Origin of the sequence: Tumebacillus amylolyticus (assembly GCF_016722965.1) — a bacterium.
Taxonomy (GTDB): domain Bacteria; phylum Bacillota; class Bacilli; order Tumebacillales; family Tumebacillaceae; genus Tumebacillus; species Tumebacillus amylolyticus.
In genome coordinates, this window is record NZ_JAEQNB010000010.1 from 55,831 (window position 1) to 77,656 (window position 21,826).

The 21,826-nt window shown below is 56.3% G+C and carries 18 protein-coding genes; 13 read left to right on the plus strand and 5 right to left on the minus strand.

Annotation, left to right across the window (positions count from 1 at the left end):
- Positions 1 to 32: 32 nt before the first annotated feature.
- Positions 33 to 1,334 carry a DUF6612 family protein gene (locus JJB07_RS22260; protein ID WP_201638315.1) on the minus strand — a complete coding sequence of 434 codons (1,302 nt, stop codon included), beginning with the start codon at positions 1,332 to 1,334 and terminating at the stop codon, positions 33 to 35.
- Between the two features lie 127 nt (positions 1,335 to 1,461).
- On the opposite strand from JJB07_RS22260, the gene JJB07_RS22265 reads away from it, so the two are divergent.
- Complete coding sequence (locus tag JJB07_RS22265; protein ID WP_201638316.1) at positions 1,462 to 1,884, plus strand: acyl-CoA thioesterase; 423 nt, start codon at positions 1,462 to 1,464, stop codon at positions 1,882 to 1,884.
- Between the two features lie 45 nt (positions 1,885 to 1,929).
- Here the strand turns inward: JJB07_RS22265 and JJB07_RS22270 are convergent, their stop codons facing one another.
- Entirely contained in the window at positions 1,930 to 4,095 is a 2,166-nt protein-coding gene (locus JJB07_RS22270; protein ID WP_201638317.1) for an ATP-binding protein, read from the minus strand.
- Between the two features lie 152 nt (positions 4,096 to 4,247).
- On the opposite strand from JJB07_RS22270, the gene JJB07_RS22275 reads away from it, so the two are divergent.
- Positions 4,248 to 6,518: a DEAD/DEAH box helicase gene (locus JJB07_RS22275; protein ID WP_201638318.1), complete on the plus strand. Its 2,271-nt coding sequence runs from the start codon at positions 4,248 to 4,250 to the stop codon at positions 6,516 to 6,518.
- A 70-nt stretch (positions 6,519 to 6,588) separates the two neighbouring features.
- Positions 6,589 to 7,794 (plus strand): MFS transporter, encoded by a 1,206-nt coding sequence (locus tag JJB07_RS22280; RefSeq protein ID WP_201638358.1) that lies wholly within the window; start codon positions 6,589 to 6,591, stop codon positions 7,792 to 7,794.
- Positions 7,795 to 7,817: 23 nt separating this feature from the next.
- Here the strand turns inward: JJB07_RS22280 and JJB07_RS22285 are convergent, their stop codons facing one another.
- Complete coding sequence (locus JJB07_RS22285; RefSeq protein ID WP_201638319.1) at positions 7,818 to 8,093, minus strand: hypothetical protein; 276 nt, start codon at positions 8,091 to 8,093, stop codon at positions 7,818 to 7,820.
- Between the two features lie 166 nt (positions 8,094 to 8,259).
- Here JJB07_RS22285 and JJB07_RS22290 point away from each other — a divergent pair, with 166 nt between their 5' ends.
- A complete protein-coding gene (locus tag JJB07_RS22290) occupies positions 8,260 to 8,472 on the plus strand; it encodes a hypothetical protein (RefSeq protein ID WP_201638320.1) in 213 nt (70 codons plus the stop codon).
- A 59-nt stretch (positions 8,473 to 8,531) separates the two neighbouring features.
- Here the strand turns inward: JJB07_RS22290 and JJB07_RS22295 are convergent, their stop codons facing one another.
- Entirely contained in the window at positions 8,532 to 9,044 is a 513-nt protein-coding gene (locus JJB07_RS22295) for a GNAT family N-acetyltransferase (RefSeq protein WP_201638321.1), read from the minus strand.
- A gap of 112 nt (positions 9,045 to 9,156) precedes the next feature.
- On the opposite strand from JJB07_RS22295, the gene JJB07_RS22300 reads away from it, so the two are divergent.
- Entirely contained in the window at positions 9,157 to 10,131 is a 975-nt protein-coding gene (locus JJB07_RS22300; RefSeq protein WP_201638322.1) for a bifunctional GNAT family N-acetyltransferase/GrpB family protein, read from the plus strand.
- A 6-nt stretch (positions 10,132 to 10,137) separates the two neighbouring features.
- Here the strand turns inward: JJB07_RS22300 and JJB07_RS22305 are convergent, their stop codons facing one another.
- On the minus strand, positions 10,138 to 10,410 hold the full coding sequence (locus tag JJB07_RS22305) for a hypothetical protein (RefSeq protein WP_201638323.1): 273 nt from the start codon (positions 10,408 to 10,410) through the stop codon (positions 10,138 to 10,140).
- Between the two features lie 61 nt (positions 10,411 to 10,471).
- On the opposite strand from JJB07_RS22305, the gene JJB07_RS22310 reads away from it, so the two are divergent.
- The 8 genes from JJB07_RS22310 (at position 10,472) to JJB07_RS22345 (ending at position 21,792) form a co-directional block, all read left to right on the plus strand.
- Positions 10,472 to 10,855, plus strand: a complete 384-nt coding sequence (locus JJB07_RS22310; RefSeq protein WP_201638324.1) for a DUF309 domain-containing protein — start codon at positions 10,472 to 10,474, stop codon at positions 10,853 to 10,855.
- 57 nt (positions 10,856 to 10,912) lie between these two features.
- Entirely contained in the window at positions 10,913 to 12,289 is a 1,377-nt protein-coding gene (locus tag JJB07_RS22315) for a ribonuclease H-like domain-containing protein (protein ID WP_201638325.1), read from the plus strand.
- Complete coding sequence (locus JJB07_RS22320; RefSeq protein WP_201638326.1) at positions 12,261 to 12,950, plus strand: HAD family hydrolase; 690 nt, start codon at positions 12,261 to 12,263, stop codon at positions 12,948 to 12,950. Before JJB07_RS22315 ends, JJB07_RS22320 begins: the two co-directional genes overlap by 29 nt.
- 58 nt (positions 12,951 to 13,008) lie before the next feature.
- Positions 13,009 to 14,253, plus strand: coding sequence for an adenosylhomocysteinase (locus tag JJB07_RS22325; protein WP_201638359.1), 1,245 nt, complete (start codon positions 13,009 to 13,011; stop codon positions 14,251 to 14,253).
- A gap of 38 nt (positions 14,254 to 14,291) precedes the next feature.
- A complete protein-coding gene (locus JJB07_RS22330; RefSeq protein WP_201638327.1) occupies positions 14,292 to 15,020 on the plus strand; it encodes a gamma-glutamyl-gamma-aminobutyrate hydrolase family protein in 729 nt (242 codons plus the stop codon).
- Between the two features lie 88 nt (positions 15,021 to 15,108).
- Positions 15,109 to 16,302: a M20 metallopeptidase family protein gene (locus tag JJB07_RS22335; protein WP_201638328.1), complete on the plus strand. Its 1,194-nt coding sequence runs from the start codon at positions 15,109 to 15,111 to the stop codon at positions 16,300 to 16,302.
- Positions 16,303 to 16,569: 267 nt separating this feature from the next.
- Positions 16,570 to 20,037, plus strand: a complete 3,468-nt coding sequence (locus tag JJB07_RS24140; RefSeq protein WP_201638329.1) for a S8 family serine peptidase — start codon at positions 16,570 to 16,572, stop codon at positions 20,035 to 20,037.
- 78 nt (positions 20,038 to 20,115) lie between these two features.
- A complete protein-coding gene (locus tag JJB07_RS22345; protein ID WP_201638330.1) occupies positions 20,116 to 21,792 on the plus strand; it encodes an S-layer homology domain-containing protein in 1,677 nt (558 codons plus the stop codon).
- Positions 21,793 to 21,826 lie beyond the last annotated feature (34 nt).

The window sequence follows — 21,826 nt, forward strand, 5'->3', positions numbered from 1 at the left end:
GTCTTTTTTCACGTTGCTGGGAGCTAGGGTCGTTATTGCGACATGTCTTGTGCGGTGGTCTTGATGTCGTCGGGAACTGTGACCGGAGGGACGGCGTTGTAGTTCGACAGGGTGAGGTCGAACACCGATTTGTCGGTGCCAATCGTGGTTTCGTTGTGCAGAGATTTTTGGTAGAGCGTGTCTTTGGCGATGTTGAAGGAGTAGACGGCGTCTCCCACGGTGCCAAGCCCGGCGGGGAGTTGTCCCGTATCGGGATCGACCAGCAGTTTGCGAATGACCGCAGCGGGGACGGTGCCGGACAGCGTGTAGGTATCGGCCGTTTCGGTCTCGGTGAGGAACGGGGCGAGGAAGTGGCTGTTTTTCGCTCTGTTGTCTTGCGTGGGCAGCAAGTCCTCAAGGGTGCCGGAGAACGCCGCTTTCCCCCATGTACCGTCCGGGCTCTTCATGAACTCGGTGCCGTCTGCGATGTAGAATTCAACCGGCTCATTGATCGGGGTGCCGGAGTTGTCCTTGCCCGTAATCGTGCCGACTTCGTGCGCCGTCAACGGGTCGCGGGTGAAGTCGATCGTCGCGTCCATGGTGAAGTCGGGACCGCTCAGTTTTTCAACAGTGTGGTAGGAAGACAGTTTCGCCATCGCCGCATCGGAACGGTCGAGCAGATCGATGATGCTCCCGATGGAGTCCGTTTTGGTCGTGTACGTGTTCCCGTGCGTGTGGAACTCATAGGCGAGACGGGCGACCGCTTGGCGTTCCGCGTTGCCTTGCGGGTCGAACGTCCAAGTTCCCTTGGCGTCTTGGCTTCCTTTGATGAACCCGATGTGTTGCGTGAGCGCCACGAGCGGTTTGGCATAGTCGGAAGTGGCATTCTCGTCGGCGAAGGTCGAGGTCAAGTTGTAGGAGTTGGCTTGTTCCCCCTTGCCCATCGCCCGTACGAAGAACGCCGCCAACTGCTCGCGGGTGATCGGATCGTTCGCGCCAAATGTCGTCGCACTCGTCCCTGAAGTCAGTCCCGCCGTGACGAGCGCTCCGACAAAAGGCTGAGCCCACGATTCAACGTCGGTGAATTTCGCAGAGGCGGTGGGGTTTGGCGTCAGGTTGAGCGCTTTGGAGAGCAAGGTCGCAAATTCTTGACGCGTCATGGTGGCGGCGGGGCGGAAGGTGTTGTCTTCGTACCCGGCGATGATCCCGGCGTCGATCAACGCCCGAATTTCGGTCTGGGCGTAGGAACTTCCCAAGTCATTGAGTGCGGGAGTCTGAGCGTTTGCCGAGGAGATCGGCAAAACGGATGAAAGCAGAACGCCTGTCAGGAGGAGAGACGGAAGTTTTCGTTTCATAATGAGCCTCCTTCTAAAAAGAAGATAGAGTGCGGACAGGTGTAGCGTTCCCAAAAACCTTTGACAGCGTGCAAGTTTTTGAGGCACGATGATAGACAGAGGATTCACGAGAGGAGATTGACTTTTCATGTATCGAAATGAAATCAGTGTACGGTTCAACGACTGCGATGCGTTGGGACATGTGAACAACGCGACCTACTATACGTACTTTGAGGAAGCGCGAACGGAGTTGTTCCGCGTCTTCAACCCGAGTTTGGACATTCACGCCTGGAACTTGATCGTCGCGTCCACGCGATGCGATTTTTTGCAAGAGACGACGTACGCAGAGAAGCTGACCGTCTACACCTGGATCTCCCGCCTGGGCTCGTCGAGCTTCGATGTCGAGCAAGCGATTGCGAACGAACAAGGCGAATGGGTCGCCCGAGGCAAAGCCGCCCTGCTCGGCTACGACTTCACCACCAAAAAAGCCGTCAAGATGTCGGACGACATCCGTCAAAAACTGCTGGAGCACCAAGACGCCCCCGCAAACGTACCGGCCTTGCGAGAGTAGCACAAAAAAAGACCTTGGCACCCACGCGTGCCAAGGTCTCTTTTTCTAAAAGCGAATCGTGAACACCGTGCCGACTCCCGGTTCGGAGGTCACTTCGAGCGTGCCGTTGTGGGACTCGACGATCTTGTGGCAGACGGGCAGGCCGAGGCCAGTGCCTGTGGCTTTGGTGGTGAAGAACGGTTCGAAGATGCGCTCGATCTGCGCGGGGCTCATCCCGCAGCCGTTGTCGGCGATCTCCAGCACTCCTTCGTTCAGGCGAATCTCGATTCGGCCGTCCGGCTGTTCAATCGCATCGAACGCATTGCGCACGAGGTTGATCACGACTTGCTTCAACTCGCGCGGATTGCCTTCCAACCGGAAACCTTCCGTCAACTTCAAGCCCAATTCCACGCCGCGATAGTTCGCTTCGCCTTTCAACACGAGGAACGTTTCGCGCACCAGTTCCGCCAGATGAATTCCTTCCCATTCGAGCGACTGCGCGGGGCGTGCCATGCTGAGATACTCGGTCAAGATGGCGTTCATGCGGTCGATTTCCGCTTGCATGACATCGAGGTACATCTGGTGTTCGCCGCCTTGCAAGTCCTTCGCCAGCAACTGCAAGAACCCGCGCACCGACGTCATCGGGTTGCGAACTTCGTGGGCGATGGTCGCCGCCATCTGCACATAGTTGGAGTGCGCATCGACACGGCGGGACAAGAGTTCCCATTCTTGGTAGAGGGTGATGTCTTTGACAAAGATCATGCACCCGTCCGCTTCTTGGGTCAACGGGTTCAAGATCGGGAACAAATCGAATTCCAACACGTACTCGCGTCCGAGCACCGACGCTAGCTTTTGAGGCAGGTGTTCGCGGTAGCCTCGTGTCAGCACGTGTTCCACCGCCTGAATCAACGTGTGATCGCCTTCTTCGAACTGCAGGAGCGTCACATCGGGCAAGCGCTGTCCGATCAAATCGAGCTCGCGTCGGCCGACCAGTTTGCACAGCGCCGGCGACATGTGCTCAATCTGCAAGTTTGCATCCAACAGCAAGACGTTCAACGCCACCGATTGCAGCAACACTTGCGTCTGCTGGGTCAGGCGGTCGAGAGCGAATTCTTGGGAGAGGTCGTAGCAGATCACCAACCAGCCCGTGGGTTCGTCCTGAACTTTCGGGAGTTCGCGGAGGGTGACGGAGACCGGAACTTCCTCACCGGCGGAGTTCGTGATCAAGCCGATACGGTTCTCCACACGGCGACCAGTGCTCATCTCCCGCAACGGTTGCGAGCTGTCCAACATTCTGTACTTGGAACGTCCAAACTCCGGTGTCCAGGAACGCATCTCTTCCGTGCCATATCCAAACAGACTGGAGAAGTACGGGTTCACATACACGACCCGCCCGGTTTCATCCAGCGTGACCAGCCCCACCGGCATCTGATCAAGTGCTTGACGTTGCTGGTGACGGTAAAAGCGGATGAGGTCGACGGCGTTTTGGAACGCTTGCGGGAGGTCTTTGAGCAGGTCGAATTGCGAGTCGAGTGTTTCTACAGACAGCGAGTCGCCGTCGTACGTTTTTAACCAGTTGATCAAGTTGTCCTGTTCGCGTTGCAAATGTCGTTCTCGACGGGAGTTTCGAATGCCAAGTCCCAACCACGCGGTCAAGGAAATCAAGCAGACCGCAAGCCCGGACACCCAGATCACCGTCGTTTGGGCGTCGATATTTTCCGTGGATTGGTTGACGTTCAGGACGGCATAGACGTTGTCCCCTTTGAAGAGCGGGACTGCGTAGTTGTACACGCGAACATCTTGAATTTTTGAAGTGGTGAAATAATATTGCGGCTGGTGAGTGTCCACCAACTTATAAAACTCTCGCGGCAGGGCGGTCTCTACGGTGTAGGGCAACGTGCGCGGGTTTCGTTCGATGGGCGCGTACGCTACGATTTTGTTCGTCCCGACGACGAACAGAGAGCCGCTCAAGTCATTGGATTTTGGAAATGTCTCATCCAGCAACCGTTGGAAGCGTTGGTACAACAATTCGTCATTGCCAATGGCAGAAGCAAAGGAAATACTCGGATCGGTCTCCATCCGGTGTTGCAACGTGGCAGAGAGGGCTGATAACTTCTCCCGTTTTTCGTCATACATGGCATGGAGCGCGACCAGAACCAAAACAATCGTCGTACAGAGCAAGAGCAAGGCCGGAAGAAGCAGCTTCAAAATCATTGATAGTTTGCGTTTCATAGGCCAGTCCCTTATGTTTCATAGTCTACTAAATGGCTAGGTTTACAGTCTTTACTATTCCTCTACTATACTCCATTTCTACTCATGATTAAAGTTGCATATTTCCAAGAGGATTTCATCCCATTTAACGCGAAGGGTATCGGTCAAGGGAGATGAAAACACTCATGAACCTCGATCTGTTGCTCGACGAGTGGAAGCGCACCGAGTCGTTCATGCGCAATGTCACGCACTGGCGCGTGTACCCGTCGCAAGAGGCCGTCTACGCAGACTTCCCGTTCGTCATGGACGAACGCCTCCAAGACTCGTTGAAGAAAAAAGGCATCCGCCAACTCTACTCGCACCAAGCACAGGCATTCGACACCGTCCAGCGGGGCAAAAACGCCGTCGTCGTCACTCCGACCGCGTCCGGCAAGACGCTCTGCTACAACTTGCCCGTGCTCAACCGCCTGCTCCACGACCCGTCCGCCCGTGCTCTCTATCTGTTCCCGACCAAAGCACTCTCTCAGGATCAGATGAAAGAACTGCACGACATGGTGGAACATCTGGAGCAAGACATCAAGACGTTCACCTACGACGGCGACACGCCGGTCACCGCCCGCCAAGCGATTCGTCAAGCGGGGCATATCGTCGTGACCAACCCCGACATGTTGCACTCCGGGATTCTGCCGCACCATACGAAGTGGGTGAAGCTGTTTGAGAACTTACAGTATGTCGTCATTGACGAAATTCATATGTACCGCGGCGTGTTCGGCTCTCATGTCGCCAACGTCATTCGACGTTTGAAGCGCGTTTGCAATTTTTACGGCTCCAACCCGCAATTCATCTGCTGTTCGGCGACGATCGCCAATCCGCGGGAACTTGCGGTGGAGCTGTTCGGCGAGGAATTTGAACTGATCGATCAATCGGGGGCGCCGCGCGGGGAGAAGCACTTCATTTTTTACAACCCGCCCGTCGTCAACCAGCAGCTCGGCATCCGCCGCAGTTCGCTGTTGGAAGCGCGCCGCATCGCGACGAGTTTGCTGACCAACGACATTCAAACCATCGTCTTCACCAAAGCGCGTACGCAGGTGGAAGTGATGCTGACTTATTTGAAGGAAAGCACCGCCGGCGTCGTGCCGCAAAAGTCTGTTCGAGGGTATCGCGGGGGCTACTTGCCCAACGAACGCCGCGAAATTGAACGGGGGCTTCGGGGCGGCGACGTTCGCGGCGTCGTTTCGACCAACGCGCTGGAACTCGGCATCGACATCGGATCGCTCGAAGCGTGCGTCATCACGGGCTACCCCGGTACGATTGCCTCCGTCTGGCAACAGGCCGGACGTGCCGGACGTCGACACGAAAAAGCGGTGACCGTACTCGTCGCTTCGTCTGCCCCTCTCGATCAGTATATTATTCAACATCCCGAGTATTTCTTCGAAGGCTCGCCGGAACACGCATGGGTCCATCCGGAGAATTTGATCATCCTCGTGGACCATATCAAGTGTGCCGCCTATGAGTTGCCGTTTGAACAGGGGGAGGAGTTCGGCGTGGCGACGACCGAGGAAGTCTTGGACTTTCTCGTCGAAGAGCGCGTGCTGAACAAAGCGTCGGACGAGCGGTACTACTGGATGAACGACTCGCTCCCCAGCCACAACATCTCGCTTCGTTCCGCCGCCCAAGAAAACGTTCTGATCATCGACATGACGGAGCAAAACCGCGTCATCGGCGAGACGGATCGGTTCTCCGCGCTGACCACCCTGCATGAAAAAGCGATCTACATCCACGAAGGCATCCAATTCCAAGTCGAGAAACTCGATCTCGAATACGGCAAAGCGTTCGTACGCAAAGTAGACAGCGACTACTACACAGATGCGGAGCTTGCGGTGCAACTGACCGTCCTCGACGAATTCAAGCATGCGGACGGCGGATCGGTGCAACACGGCTTCGGCGAAGTGGCGGTGAACGCACTGCCGACCATCTACAAAAAAATCAAATTCGACACCCACGAGAACCTCGGCTGGGGCAAAATTCACCTGCCCGAAGCGGAACTGCACACGATGTCCTACTGGATCTCCTATGACGAATCCTTCACCAAGGACATGAGCAAGGAAGACATCGAGAGCGGGCTCGTCGGCACCGCGAATCTAGTAAAAGGCGTCGCCCCGATCTACCTCATGTGCGCACCGGGCGACCTGCACGTCCAACCGCAAGTTCGCGCCGTCCACACGCAGGCCCCGACGGTGTTCCTCTACGACTCCTATCCGGGCGGCATCGGCTTGGCTGACAAGCTCTACGGCGTGCGCGGGCTCCTGTTCCAGTCCGCGTTGGCGATGCTCAACGACTGCTCCTGCGAAAGCGGCTGCCCGTCGTGCGTCGGGCCTGTCGAAATCGTCGGCGAGAACGGCAAAGCCGTGACGCGCCGCTTTTTGGAAGCTGTGCAAGAATAGCAAGGTAAAAAAGCCTCCACTGATTATCGGTGGAGGCTATACGATGTTACTTTGGAGAGGTGATTCCGTCATGACGTATATCGAACAGGGTACGCCCGCTTTTAAAAAAGCCACGCTCGGCATGTTTGCCGGTGGCTTGAACACGTTTGCCATCCTCTACAGCACGCAGCCGCTCATGCCGGAGTTCTCCCGCGAATTTGGCATCACGCCCACAGTCGCAAGTCTGTCGCTGTCCGTCACGACCATCGCGCTGGCGATCTCGATGTTGCTGATCGGCTCGCTGTCCGAAGCGTGGGGCCGCAAGCCGGTGATGATGTGCTCGCTGTTCGCCGCTTCGGTTTTCGCTGTGCTGACGGCGTTCGCTCCAAACTTTCACGTCTTGCTCGGGGCGCGGATTCTGCTTGGCATCGTGCTGGCGGGACTGCCCGCGATTGCGATGGCGTATCTGGGCGAAGAGATGGACCCGAAAAGCCTCGGCGTGGCGATGGGCTTGTACATCAGCGGAAACTCAATCGGCGGGATGGGCGGTCGGATCATCGTCGGGATGCTGACCGACTTTTTCAACTGGCGGGTGGCACTGGCGGGGATCGGATTGCTGAGTGTCATCGCGTCGGTGCTGTTCTGGCTGATCTTGCCGCCGTCGCGCAACTTTCGGCCGCAACCGCTCAAGATCGGGCTCCTGCTTCGCTCGATGGGCAGCCATCTGAAAGACCCGGGCTTGCTGTGCTTGTACGGCATCGGATTTCTGCTCATGGGGAGTTTCGTCATGCTGTACAACTACATCTCGTACCAGTTGATCCAGCCGCCGTTCTCGTTGAGCCAGACGCTGGTCGGTTGGATTTTTATCGTGTACATCGTGGGGACGTTTTCCTCGACGTGGATGGGGCGGTTGGCCGACCGCTACGGACGGCGCAAGGTGTTGTGGATTGCGCTGCTCATCATGCTGGTCGGGGCGGCGGTGACGCTTTCGACGTACCTGCCGCTCAAGATCGCGGGGATCGCGGTGTTCACGTTCGGCTTCTTCGGCGGGCACTCCATCGCCTCTTCGTGGGTAGGGAGAAGGGCGACGCATGACAAAGCGCAGGCTTCGTCGCTCTACTTGTTCTTCTATTACGCGGGGTCGAGCATCGGAGGGACGATCGGCGGGCTGTTTTGGATTTCGTTTGGCTGGGGCGGCGTGGTCGCGGCGATTGCGTGCCTGCTGGCTTTGTCGCTGATGCTCTCGTTGCGCTTGTCCCACATTCCGTTGCGTACAGAAAAAAAGAGCTCCCACTAGCGGGGCTCTTTTTTTTGCTATCCTCATGCCAGATTGGCGTATAAGATCAGGAGCAAGCCGGACAGGGCGAGACTTCCGCTGACGGGATCGTAGAGGTTCTTCCCCGCTCGCATTCGCACCGAGCGAACCATGCAACAGACGACCCACAACAAGCCGGTCAGGAAAAAATACGGTCCCGCTTCCAGCGTTCCGCCGCGTCCCCCGTCGAACAGGAACGTGCGATAACCGATCACGGTCAAGGCAAGCCACAGCAGCGTATAGAGCCCCAAATACAAACTGTACACCCAGGAAATGCGCACGAAGATCACCCCTCCTCCGATGGGCAGAAAGCCCTCCTATATGTGTATTCGGTCATCGTCCAAATTGTGAGAAAAAAATTCTCGCAAACTAGCAAAGCGGAGGAATACTTTTGCTAGGAGTGGTCATACTCTATACCAAAGACCAAAAATTTGGAGGGATTCAACCATGACTCACGAACAAGTGCTGAAAACGTTCTACGCTCGTCTCAAAAACGTCTCGACCGATTCCGTCGTCCGTATCGTCGACCTCGCCCGCGAGCACCATATGAGCTACCGTCACTTGAGAAGTCTGCTGAAGTCATCGGGATTGAATCTGCTCTGGATCAACGGCAAAGCGTTCGTCTATCGCGGGGAAGCGTTGTCGGTTCTGGCTTCTTGATGGCCGGACCGGATATAAAAAAAGAAGCATTCGCTTGGGAGCGGATGCTTCTTTTCGTATTACGTCAGCGGCAAGGCCATCAAGATATCGTCGAAGTACAGGTCGCAAATGCGCAGGGCGCGTTTTTCGGTGCCGTACGTTTGGAATCCTAGCTTGGTGTAGAGGTTGAGAGCGGGCGTGTTTTTTTGGGTGACGGCGAGGTTGATCTGTTCAACGCCGTCGAGTTGCTCCTTGGTTTGCTCCACCGCCGATTTGATCAGAGCTTGTGCCAAGCCTTGACCACGGCTCTCGGTGGCGACGTACATCGCCATGAGACTTGCTTTGTGGCGGATCTTGCGACGCGTCTCGCGGACGATCGTCACGACGCCGAGGAGGTTGTTGTTGTCGTCAAACGCCCCGAGGGTGAACGAGACGGACGGATTCGAGAAGCGCTCGGCGTACGTTTCAATCGGATTGGGGCGGTCGAGCGCTTCGTCGTAGGAGTCGGAAAAAGCTTCCGGATGTTCTTGGAGTCCACGCAATCGCAACTCCCAATAGGCTTCGGCGTCTGCTGGTACGAGGGTACGAATCATGGTAAGGTCACTTCCTTCAAAAGATTAGGTATTTTCACCATTCGCCATTACACATCCATTCACCTTTTGTGTTACGATTTTGTTAACTAAACAGAAGCGGGGGAGTCGTAGTATGTTGACGTTTTGCGCGATTGATCCGGAGCGGGATCGTGCGTTGATCGTCCCGAATCGACGGGATTCGTTCGTCGCGAGTTTTGGAACGGACGAGAGTTATGGGCGAGATGAAGATTATCTGTCGTGGCTTGCGATGCGTCGCGAACAGTTTCCGCTCGGACAAGTGCTGGCGTTTGAAGGCCGCGAGTGTGTCGGGCAGCTGGAGTTGACGCTTCGAGAGGGCGGGCAGATGGGCTACGTGAATCTGTACTACTTGCGTCCCGAGTATCGGGGGCGTGGATATGGAAAGCGACTGCACGAGTATGTGGAGCAGTTTTTCCGGCCGTTTCAGGTGCAGAAATTGGAGCTGCGGGTGGCGCAGACGAACGCGCGGGCCATTCGATTTTATGAAAAAATGGGATTTGAAGTGCTGTACGAGGAAGAGTTGCGCGAACACAAAGTCTATCGGATGCGCAAGGATTTGCGGGAGAAAGTCGAGATTGTGGAGTACGACCCGGCGTGGGCGGCGCTGTACGAATTGGAGCGCGATGCGTTGGTGAACGCGCTGGGGGAGGACATCGCCGCGATTGAACACATCGGGAGCACGGCCGTTCCGGGGCTTGGGGCCAAGCCGATCCTCGACATCCAGATCGGATTGCGGGAGATGGTGCCGGCCATTGTGTTCGAGGAGCGTCTGCAACGAATGGGCTATCGACATCATCCAACGGCCGACGACCCGACACGCCGGCACTTTTTCGTCAAAGGCATGCCGCGAACCCATCATCTGCACATCGTGCCGGCAGACAGTTGGGATTGGGAACGACATGTGCTGTTCCGTGATCTTCTTCGCGAGCAGCCGGAGACGAGGACGGAGTATGAAGAGTTGAAGCAACACCTCGCGATGCGGTTCGGGCAAGATCGGGGCGCGTATACGGAGGGCAAGACGGCATTCATTGAAGGAATCATAGAAAAAGCGAAGCAAGGGCGGGCGTAGAAATTTCTACTGCCAGCCCGCGCTTCGCTTGTGGGCGAGGATGCTCATGTAGGAGAGCATCGTGACTTTGTGGTCGCCGGTGACGACACGGATTTGGTTGAACGGGACTTGCGGGTAATGGCGTTGGATGTAGGCATAGATGTTGCGGTCGTCGAACGGGTCTTCGAAACGGCCCAAGTCTTCGGCGAATTCCACGTCGAGATGGCGGGCGAGGTAGACGGTGAGGATCGCCCCGTTCTCGGTCTCTTGCAGAAAGTCGTGCACGATTTGAAGTGGCACAGCTTCACCTCCAGAGTTAGTATGGACGTGAAGAAGCCGTTCTATAGGGAGGTACAGAGTGGTGAGAGAGCAAGTGAGGGAGTTTGTCCGGCTGTTTAACGGGGAGCGCGACTTTTATGAGTGTCACGAGCTGTTCGAATTGGCGTGGAAAGCGGAGTCGCAGGAGCCGCTGAAGTCGTTTTACAAAGCGATGGTGCAGGTGGCGACTGCGCAGTTCAAGCTGAATCAGGGCTATATGCGCGGCTTTCGGAAGTTGTACGGGTATGGCTTCGGGGTGTTGGAAGCATTGCCGGATGTCTACGAAGGGCTGGATGTGGCACGCTTGCGACAGGAGTGGACGGCGCAACTGCATCGGTTGCCCGAGGCGGACACCATCGAGCCGGGGACGTTTCGCGAATATGGGTTGGATTACCTGACTCTCGACGTGCAGGAATCGGGGAAGTAACCGCGAATACATGTTCGTATCAAATTCTGATGACGGAGAGCAAGGAGGCCGCCGCCCATGCGCAGTCTGCGGGATCGACTCAAATCGTACAAGAAAGACATCGCCCCGGGGGCGGTGGCGACAGATGCACAACTAGACGGAGAGCACGGCGAGCGAGGTCTCGATGCGGAGTTGATCGAGACTTTTTTGACGGAAGTGGAGGCAGAGGTTGCCGGATTGCCGGAGTCCGCGCTTGAAGTCGCGATCCCGGGCGTCGTGGAGCAGACGCCGTTTGGCCCGTGTTACTACCGCGATGTGCGGTTCGATGTGCTGACGTTGCACGGACATTATCCGCTCGCCCGCACGAGGCAGTTGCCTCTGTCGGTGCTCCAGAAAGTCTGCAAGGTCAAGAGCGCAGATGTCCTTACGTGGGAGGACGTCTGCTTTTTTGACACGGAGACGACAGGGTTGGGGTCGGGCGCGGGGAATTTTATTTTTTTGTTTGGGTTAGGGTTTTATGAGGAAGACGAGTTTGTGGTGCGGCAGTATTTTTTGCGGGAGTATGCGGAGGAGCGGGCGTTGCTGTGGTCGCTAGGCGTTTTGCTCGGCAGGTTTCAGGCGATGGTCTCGTTCAACGGGAAGGGCTTCGACTGGAAACTGCTGGAGACCCGCTGCACGCTGGCTCGCATGGAGTTGCTCCCGACGACGCATCTCGACCTCTTGCCCCCGGCGAGACGCTTATGGAAAAAAGTGCTCGCCAACTGCCGGCTGATCACCTTGGAACAGGAAGTGCTGGGGTTTGCGCGCGTGGATGATACGCCGGGCGCGATGGCGCCGGAGTTGTACTTTGCCTATCAGACCGACTTGGATGCACGGCGGATGACGGGGATTTTTACCCATAACGTCCACGATATCTTGACGTTGGTGACGTTGTCGTATCACATGGGGTTGATGATTGAAGAACCTCTGCACGCCGCCACGCATCCGGAGGAGTTGTTCGGGTTGTCGCGCTGGTATGAGGAGTGGTCGCAAGGAGAGATATCCGAAGCCTGTCTAGTGCGGGTGACGGAGATGGAGGAGAGCGACGACTACGTGCGCGAAGCGCTCTGGAAACTCTCGCTGCACCACAAACGTCTCCAACGCCATGACAAAGCCGCTCTGCTCTGGCATGAACTGCTCACGGGCCCCGCTCTCTGGCAGACGGCGCCCCGTGTGGAACTTGCGAAGTATTACGAACACAAAGTCCGCGATTACCAACAAGCCCTCACGCTGACGGAAGAGACCCTCGAACTGGTGCAGAACCGCAAGCTCGTCTTGCGCTCGCTGACGGTCGAGCATGAACTGCAAGAGTTGACTCACAGAAGAGACCGCTTGATGAGGAAGTTGACACGCGAATCGAGTACAAGACAAGGGGAGGTGCCGGAGCATGAAACTCCTTTTACTCTGGGACATTGACGGTACGCTGATCCACTGCCGGGGCTGTGGCAAGCGGGCGATGGAGCAGGCGTTTCAGCAGATCTATGGCGTGGAGGACGCATTTCGCGGCATCGGCATGGCAGGCGGACTCGACCTGCACTTTCTCGAAGCCGCTTTTTCCAAGCACGGTCTGGAAGTCGCAGGGCCAGCCAAACTGCCCGACTTCTTCAAGCTCTACTACTCCGAACTCGAACGGGAAGCTGACACCGAGGACAACATCTTGCTCCAAGGCGTCGTCTCGATTTTGGAGCGCACCGAAAGGGAACCGACTTGGTACAACGCGTTGGGTACAGGAAATCTCGAACAGGGAGCTCGGATCAAACTCGACGTCCACGATCTCAATCGGTTCTTCCCCGTCGGCGGGTTTTGCGTGGAGGCTGTCGATCGTGCCGTCATGCTCCAACAGGGCGTCGAAAACGCCTCCGCGCACTATGGGACGCCGTTTGCTCCCGAGCATGTCATCGTCATCGGCGATACGGATCGAGACATCGCGGCCGCCCGGGCCATCGGAGCCCGTGTGGTTGCCGTGGCGACGGGAGGCTGTACATACGAGTCCTTGGAAGCGCTCCAACCGGACCTCCTGCTGCGCGACTTGGCGCAACCCCAACTGCTTTATGACTTTCTCCGCCAAATCGTGTAAAATGAGATAGAAAAATAAACCAAGAGGTGATCCCGTGTCCACTGCTATTGAAAATTCGATGATTACGGACCTGAAGCTTGCCCCGCAAGGCCAGCTGAAAATTGACTGGGTTGCACAACATATGCCGCTTTTGAACACGCTCAAGGAAGAGTTTCAACGCGAACTTCCTTTCAAAGGGAAAAAAGTCGTCATCTGCCTCCACCTCGAAGCGAAAACCGCCTACCTCGCACTCGTTGTCAAAGCGGGCGGCGCGGATGTGTGCGTCTGCGCATCGAACGTGCTCTCGACGCAAGATGATGTCGTGGCGGCGCTCGTCGACAACGGGATTACCGCCTACGCGAAGTACGGCGCTTCCACCGAAGAGTACCACCTGCACATCAACAAAGCTCTCGATTACAATCCGGACGTCATCATCGACGACGGCGGCGACCTCGTGTCCACCTTGCACAGCGACCCGGCTCGTGCCCAACAGCTGAAGACCATCCAAGGCGGTTGCGAAGAAACCACCACCGGCATCCTGCGCCTCAAAGCTCTCGCAAACGAAGGCGCACTGAAATTCCCGATGGTTGCCGTCAACGACGCGTTCTGCAAATATCTGTTCGACAACCGCTACGGCACCGGCCAATCCGTATGGGACGGCATCATGCGCACCACCAACCTCGTCGTCGCAGGGAAAACGGCTGTCATCGTCGGCTACGGCTGGTGCGGCAAGGGTTGCGCGATGCGTGCCAAGGGCCTTGGCGCACGCGTCATCGTTACGGAAATTGACCCGATCAAAGCGGTGGAAGCGATCATGGACGGCCATGAAGTGATGCCGATCGTGGAAGCGGCGAAACACGGCGATTTCTTTGTCACCGTAACGGGGAACAAGGACTGCATCACCCGTGAAGCGTTTGAAGTCATGAAGGACGGCGCGATTCTGTGCAACGCCGGCCACTTCGACGTGGAAATTTCCAAGCCGGACCTCAATGAACTGGCTGTGAAGCAACGCGAAGTCCGCCGCAACATCCAAGAATACACGTTCGCAGACAACCGTCGTGTGTTCCTGCTCGCAGAAGGCCGCCTCGTCAACCTCGCGGCGGGCGACGGCCATCCGGCTGAAGTGATGGACATGACGTTCGCGCTGCAAGCACTCGGCCTGCGTTGGATTGCGGAAAACGGCCGCAACCTCAAAGCGGACGTCTACTCCGTACCGGCCGAAATGGACCGCTACGTGGCAGACCTGCGTCTGAAGACATGGAATGTCAACATCGACAAGCTTTCCGAAGAGCAAGAGCGTTACCTGAACTCGTGGGCTGAATAAACTGTTGGCAGGACAATGGGAGAGGAGATCGTACCAGCATGAGACCGATCATCGGGGTATCCGGTAAATTAGTGAACCACCCCAATCCGGGGAGCCCTATCGGCTGTTTCTTGGCAGCAGGGTACACCAACGGGTTGGCGGAAGCGGGCGGCATTCCGTTCATCATTCCGTATCTGGAGAAGGAAGAGGACGTACGCGACCTCGCACACCGTCTGGACGGTCTGCTCCTGTCGGGCGGCGTTGACATCACGCCGACGTCGTTTGGCGAGCAACCGGTGCCGGGTCTGGGTGAGATCTGCCCGGAGCGGGACTGGATCGAAGCGATACTGTTCGACGAAATGCAGAAGCAAGGCAAGCCGGTATTCGGGATTTGCCGCGGCATGCAAGTGATCAACGTCTACCTCGGGGGCACGTTGTACCAAGACTTGGACTCGCAAAAAGACGGCGAGTTGGTGCAACACGACCAACGCGCTCCGCATTGGTATGCGGCGCACCACGTGACCCTCACGCCGGACACGACGTTGCATCGTCTCTTCGAAGGTCGCGATCGCATCGGCGTCAACACGTTTCATCACCAAGCGGTGCGCGATCTGGCACCGGGACTGGTGGCGACGGCTGTTGCGGACGACGGTGTCATCGAAGCGTACGAACGCAAGGAAGGCCCGTACTTGCTTGCCGTGCAATGGCACCCGGAACTGATGTGGCACAAGGACCGCTCGTTCCTCGCTCTCTTCCGCTCCTTCGTGGAAGCCTGCCAACAACGATAAGTTGTACGAGAAAAAAAGGGACTGTCGGCTGCCGCTGACAGTCCCTTTTTTTGTTACAATAGAAAGAAAAATGTGGGAGGTTCACTCCATGACCGTGACCCTGCGTGACCAAATCGCCAGCCGTATTCGCGACCTGCATCCTCAATTGGTGGAGCGCCGCCGAGACTTTCATCAGCATCCGGAACTTGGGTTCCAAGAGTTTCGCACCTCGAAGATCGTCGCCGACTGGCTGACGGAGCTGGGGCTTGAAGTTCGTACCGGCGTTGCCAAAACGGGAGTCGTCGCCCGCCTGCGCGGGGGCAAGCCCGGCAAGACGATTGCGCTGCGTGCCGACATGGACGCGCTGCCGATCCAAGACGTGAAGACCTGCGACTACAAATCCACCGTGCCGGGGACGATGCACGCCTGCGGGCACGATGCCCACACCACGATGGTGCTCGGGGCGGCGACCGTCCTCAGCGAACTTCGCGACCAATTAGAAGGCGACGTCGTGTTCTTGTTCCAACCGGCCGAGGAAGGCCCCGGCGGTGCAGAACCGATGATCGCCGAGGGGGCGCTCGACGGTGTCGATTTCATCCTCGGGCAACACATGGCTCCGGTCTATCCGGCGGGGTATATGGCCGTTGCAGAACGCGAGGCGATGGCGGCGGCCGATGAATTCACCCTGCGCATCTTGGGCACGGGCGGACACGGTGCCTATCCGCATATGACCGTCGATGCGCTCCAAATCTCGGCGCAAGTGATTACCGCTCTGCAAGCGGTCGTCTCCCGCCAAGTCGATCCCTTGCAATCGGCAGTATTGACCATTGGCACGATCAACGGCGGCTATCGGTACAACGTCATCGCCGACGTTATCGAAATGACAGGCACGGTGCGGACGTTCGACGGGCTGTTGCGCGAAGAGATTCCCAAGCGCATGGAGCAGATCATCGACGGCATCACCAAAGCATACGGGGCCAGCTACGAACTGGATTATCAATTCCATTACCCGGCGGTGCTTAACCACAAATCTGCCGTTGACCTGATGCGCTCCGTCGCCACCGACGTGCTCGGGCGTGAGCGAGTCTTGGAGGCGCCCCCCTCCATGGGCGGTGAAGACTTCGCCTATTTCTTGCAAAAAGTGCCCGGTTGCTTCTACTGGCTCGGATGCAAACATCCGGACCCCGTTCACGTTGGATACAACATCCATCATCCGGGGTTTGACATTGAGGAAGAGTCGCTGTTTTATGGAGTTCAATTGATGGTAGAGGGAACATTAGCTTATTTAAAACACAACAAATAACGAAAAGATAAAAAGAAGCCCGAGTGCGCATTGTATCGGGCTTTTTGTCAATAAAAAAATGTTGTGTATTTTCTCAAAAAAATGAACATTTAGTATTCCTGTACTTTTCTAGAAGTGCTATAATTCGTGCAGGTAGGAAAATAGTTCTACTCGTTCTGGCAGTTTCTGCGATAGAACGCCAAGTGGGGCTCTGGTAAATTGTTTTACGTTCTAAAGTACTACTGTTAATCTGTAAAACATGTGTCTTGAGAAATGGGGGAGATTTTTTTGAAAAAGAAAAAAGTGGCGAAAGTAACATCTCTCGCACTTGCTTCCGCGCTGCTCGTCGGCGGCATTCCGTTCCAAAGCGCTGCTTCCGCATCTACCGTGGAAAGCGTGTCTGCGAACCTGAAAAACGCTAAGTTTGTAGCTGTGAAGCAAGCTGAAGCTACGAAATTGGCAAGTGCATTTATTTCTCCGAAAATCGAAACCGGGTCCAGCAACCTGGTTACCGTTATCTTGACCCTTGCTTCCCAACCGGTAGCAGTAGGTCAATACGCAGCGAAGTCCGGCAACACGGCTTTGGCGGCTGAATCCTCCGAGAGCGCGATTGCGACCGAGCAAGCAACGGTTCAATCGAAAGCAAAATCTCTGGGCATCAACATGAAAGTCGGACGTCAATTCAACACCGTTCTCAACGGGATGGAAGTGACCGTTCCGGCGAACCAAATCGAGAAATTGGCAACCATTCCGGGTGTCAAATCGATTTTTGAAAACCGCACCTATTACAACATTCCGGACGCGACCGAGGAGCAAGTAGGCGCTGACGCTAATTTCGATACCGTGCCGCTCGATCAAATCGGCGCACAAACCGCATGGGCGAAAGGCTTTACCGGTAAAGGTCTGAAAATCGGCGTCATCGACACCGGTGTTGACTACCTCCATCCGGACCTCGCACTGGCTTACAAAGGCGGCTACAACGCGAAGAACCACACAAACGATCCGTATGAGGACATTCCGCACAACGGCGTTGCAGGTTCCGAGCATGGCACGCACGTTTCCGGCACCATCGTCGGACGCGCGGTCAACCCGACTTCTGACATCGTACAAAAAGGGATCGCGTACGAATCCGATCTCTACTCTTACAAAGTTCTCGGCTATGATCCGGCTACCGGTAAGTCCTCCGGTTCTTCCGCAGAAGTTATCGACGGGATCGAACATGCAGTCAAGGACGGCATGGACGTCATCAACTTGTCGCTGGGCTCTGACGGTGAGAAAGACCCGAACTCCCCGGATGCGATCGCAATCAACAACGCAGTTCTCTCCGGCGTCGTAGCGGTCATCGCGAACGGCAACGCAGCAGACAAAGGCAATTACTACTACTCCAACGGTTCCCCGGCATCTTCGCAGCTGGCGATCTCCGTCGGTGCTGCGACTTCCTTGAGCCACCACTACACCGCGAACGCAACCGACTCCGTGACGACCGGCGTAACTCACAGCCTGCTCAACATGGGTTGGACGACCGGCCACGAAGACTTCGCAACGGAGCTGGGTTCCGCACCGCTTGACGCAGTCTACGCAGGCCTCGGCTATCCGGCAGACTATGACGGCATTGATATGACCGGCAAAGTGGCATTCGTTTCCCGCGGCGACCTTCCGTTCGTTGATAAAATCGCCAACGCGAAAAATGCAGGTGCAAAAGCGATCGTGATCTTCAACGGTAACGCATTGAACGGGGCACCGGTTCTCGATGAGTCTACTCCGAAATTGTTGGACGGTCGTGGCGGCAACGTGGGCCCGAACGGCTATGTCGGGGACAGCTTCGAATACATCCCGGCATTTGACATGGCGGGTCTTGAAGGTCGTGAGATCGCACGCCAATTGATCGCAAACCCGGGCACTCCGCTCCAGATCACGCTGAGCAACATCCAAGGCTCGGCCGTTCGTGGCGACACGATGGCTACCTTCTCCTCCCGTGGCCCGCTTGCAGGCGGCAACTACGACATCAAACCGGACCTCGTGGCACCGGGTGTGAACATCCTGTCCACCTGGCCGGCTTATGGCAAGGCAGACCCGACCGCTTCTTACAAGGAAGCTTACAACCGCATCTCGGGTACCTCGATGGCGACCCCGCACGTTGCAGGTATGGCATTGCTCGTGAAGCAAGCTCACCCGGATTGGACTCCGTTTGACATCCGTGCTGCTCTTGCGAACACCGCTACGGAAATTTCCGATGCTTCCAACAAGCAGTACGATGTGTACTCCCAAGGCGCAGGTCGTACCAATGTTGACAAAGCGATCGACACTCCGGCAGTTCTCGAATCTGTGGATCAAATCACGATTCTCGACAAGAACCTGACCCGTCAAAACGTCACCAACTTCAACGACAACGTCAGCTTCGGTCTGATGCAACCGGGCGCAGCTGCGAAAACCGAAACCCTGCAAGTGAAAAACACGTCGGGTCAAAACCTGACCTACACCGCTTCGGTTCACATGCACCCGTCTGTAACGTCCGATCCGAGCCACCCGATCGCGACCCCGGATGTCAACAACATTGACGTCTCCTTGGCGGGCCTCACGAATGGCACCGTTACTGCAAAAGCGGGCGCGACCCAAGCGTTCTCTCTGAACCTCGCACCGAAAGCGGCAGCTGTGGCTGGCGTCTACGAAGGCGAAGTTCTCTTGGAAGCTGCTGGCCAACCGTCCTTGCACCTGCCGTTCGTCGTGAACGTGGGCGACGAAGGCGTGAAGTCCGGCTTCGGCTTGCAAGACATCAAGCTGACCAACGAAACCATCTCGCCGAACGAGGACGGCGTGAAAGACACGACCGATCTGTCTGTCAAAGTCTCTGCAGACGATATCAACTACTTGGAAGTTGACGTCTACGGCCTCGATGACGTACAAATCGGTACAATGGCAGTCAAAGCTGAGAAAGATCCGGTAACCGGCGAATACACCCCGATCAACCCGGGCACTGAGACCTTCCAACTGGATGGCTCGTATGTAGACGGCACCGTGGATGAAAACAACGACCCGGTCGTGAAACATCTGACCCCGGGCCAATACAAAGTTGCAGTTGTCGGTGTGCATTTCAACGCAGATGACACCTACGATTCCGTCTACGATGTCTATCATTCCTTTGGCGTGACCGATAACTCCACCGCCCAAGAAGATGTCATCAACGCAGCAGAGTCCTTCCAAGGTAACGTAACCAACACCAAGGAAGTCAACAAACCGGTATTGACCCTGCCGACCAGCGCTACCCTCAACTACAAAGTGATCGGTTCCAGCAACACGGAATTCATCAACAACGATGGCGTTTTGGTGAAAACTCCGTCCTCCGGTACTCAATCGGTTACGCTGACCGTTCAAGTTGCATCGGTCGCAGACCCGACGATCACTTCGACTGCAAATGTCGTTGTGAACTTGGCTCCGGTACAAGCGAAATACCTGGTCTTCAACAAGAAGACGCTTGACCGCACCTTCGGTCTGACCGCTACCGTTTCGTTGAACGACAACCCGTTGGTTGCGCCGCACTACGTCGGCAATACCGTCGTGGTCTTCCAACTGATGAAAGGCACGACTCCGGTTGCAATTTCGGCACAGTCGAACGTAAAAGTCGGCCAAGATCTGGTTGCTCAATTCCCGGGCGCTACCGGTACTGACTACTGGGTTAAAGTCTCGGTTGCAGATTCGCTGACCCCGAGCCTGCTGAACGTTGGCAGCTCGCTGAGCGATTCGGTTGAACTTAAGTAGGACAGAATCAGTTACTAAATCAGTCGGGCATAGTACGAACTAGGTTCGATTGATTTAATGAAAGTGAGGTTGAACAAGTTGAAGAAAAAACTGTTGACACTTCTCACAGGTGCAGCCTTGCTGGCGAGCACGGCCTCGATTCCGGCCTATGCGACTCAACCAGTCAGCGGTGTCACCTTGACGGATATCACGTCGAAGTATCAAGGGGAACTCGTAAAGATCACAGGGACTTCCACCTACAATGACGTCATTGTTAAAGTCCTCAGTCCGGACAATTCGCTTTTGTACTTCACGGATCTCACTGTGACCAACGGCGTGTATTCGAATACCTTTAGCTTGCCTGTTTTGGCTGGGTTTGGGACCTATAAAGTTGTCGTTGGTCAAGGCACCGATGTAGCTACTGACGAATTCACAGTTGTCCAGATGCCCCCAAACAACGGTGGCGGCAATGGTAACGGCGGTGGCAACGGTAATGGCAATGGCAACGGCAACGGCAACGGCAACGGCAACGGCAACGGCAACGGCAACGGCGGCAGTCACGGCAAAGACGTGAACGTCAACCAAGTCCTGAACCAAGGCCAAAGCAAGGGCGAAGTGAAAACGGACACCAAAACCGATGGGAAAACGGTCAAAGGGACCGTTACCAACGATGATCTGAAAAACACCTTGGCGTCTACAAACAACTCGCCGATCGCTGTGGTCATCGTCGTTCCGACGACCAACGACCAACAAGCACAAGTCTCCCTGACCCCTGAGCAAGTCGCTCTGCTCAACGGCTCTCAAGCCGGAAACTCCGTCATCGTGACCACGGGCAACGCTTCCGTTGCACTGCCGGTTTCCGTTCTCAAGAACGTACCGGAAGGCGCAAACGTAACGATCACCGTGAACAACGCAGGCGATCAAACTTCGACCTTCTCCACCCAAGTTTCGGGCGCTACGGTCGTAGGCACTCCGGTTTCCTACGAAGTGAACGTCGTCAACGGCGACCAATCGACTCCGATCGAAGTCGGCACCGAGTACGTGAAGCGCTCCTTCGTGGTCGACGGCAACTTTGACCCGACCACAGCAGGCGTGCTGTTCATCGAAGACGGCCAAGTACGTTCCGTACCGGCAACCTTCACCGTGAACGAAGACGGCACCGTAACGGTCACCATCAACCGTCCGGGCTTCTCCACCTATGCAGTGGCGACCCACGCGGTTGCGTTCTCGGACATCAGCACCTCCTATGCAGAATCCAACATCCAATCGCTCGCAGACAAGTTCCTCGTCTACGGAACGTCGGCTACGACCTTCTCTCCGCAGAACGAAGTCACCCGCGCAGAGTTTGCTGCGTTGCTGACCCGCGCACTGGGTCTGAACGCAACCAAATCGGCTCCGTTCACCGACGTGAACGCATCTGACTGGTTCGCAAACGATGTAGCGGCTGTCTACGAAGCCGGCCTCGTCAACGGCGTGGGCAACAACGCGTTCGATCCGAACGCGCAGATCACCCGCCAAGACCTGACCGTCATGCTCTCGAAAGCGCTGAAATTCCTGAACGTACAGAACGGCACTCCGTCCCACCAAGCGTACGCAGACGCTTCCTCCTTCTCCGACTACGCGAAGGACAGCATCGCGAACGTTACGGAATTCGGCCTCATGACCGGCGAAGCGGTCAACGGCGGCTACGAGTTCCACCCGAACGATTCGACCACCCGCGAAGCGGCGGCGACCGTTCTGCATTCCCTGCTCCAAAAAGCAAAACTGATCAACTAAGACCCCAAACCGCCCAATTTTGTACAACTTGGGT

What these genes read in the sequence shown, in the direction of transcription:
- JJB07_RS22260 (WP_201638315.1), bottom strand. Translation starts at nt 1,334, where the DNA reads ATGAAACGAAAACTTCCGTCTCTCCTCCTGACAGGCGTTCTGCTTTCA.
- JJB07_RS22295 (WP_201638321.1), bottom strand. Translation starts at nt 9,044, where the DNA reads ATGATTCGTACCCTCGTACCAGCAGACGCCGAAGCCTATTGGGAGTTG.
- JJB07_RS22300 (WP_201638322.1), top strand. Translation starts at nt 9,157, where the DNA reads ATGTTGACGTTTTGCGCGATTGATCCGGAGCGGGATCGTGCGTTGATC.
- JJB07_RS22335 (WP_201638328.1), top strand. Translation starts at nt 15,109, where the DNA reads ATGACCGTGACCCTGCGTGACCAAATCGCCAGCCGTATTCGCGACCTG.
- JJB07_RS22270 (WP_201638317.1), bottom strand. Translation starts at nt 4,095, where the DNA reads ATGAAACGCAAACTATCAATGATTTTGAAGCTGCTTCTTCCGGCCTTG.
- JJB07_RS22290 (WP_201638320.1), top strand. Translation starts at nt 8,260, where the DNA reads ATGACTCACGAACAAGTGCTGAAAACGTTCTACGCTCGTCTCAAAAAC.
- JJB07_RS22315 (WP_201638325.1), top strand. Translation starts at nt 10,913, where the DNA reads ATGCGCAGTCTGCGGGATCGACTCAAATCGTACAAGAAAGACATCGCC.
- JJB07_RS22330 (WP_201638327.1), top strand. Translation starts at nt 14,292, where the DNA reads ATGAGACCGATCATCGGGGTATCCGGTAAATTAGTGAACCACCCCAAT.
- JJB07_RS22320 (WP_201638326.1), top strand. Translation starts at nt 12,261, where the DNA reads ATGAAACTCCTTTTACTCTGGGACATTGACGGTACGCTGATCCACTGC.
- JJB07_RS22280 (WP_201638358.1), top strand. Translation starts at nt 6,589, where the DNA reads ATGACGTATATCGAACAGGGTACGCCCGCTTTTAAAAAAGCCACGCTC.
- JJB07_RS22275 (WP_201638318.1), top strand. Translation starts at nt 4,248, where the DNA reads ATGAAAACACTCATGAACCTCGATCTGTTGCTCGACGAGTGGAAGCGC.
- JJB07_RS22265 (WP_201638316.1), top strand. Translation starts at nt 1,462, where the DNA reads ATGTATCGAAATGAAATCAGTGTACGGTTCAACGACTGCGATGCGTTG.
- JJB07_RS22325 (WP_201638359.1), top strand. Translation starts at nt 13,009, where the DNA reads ATGATTACGGACCTGAAGCTTGCCCCGCAAGGCCAGCTGAAAATTGAC.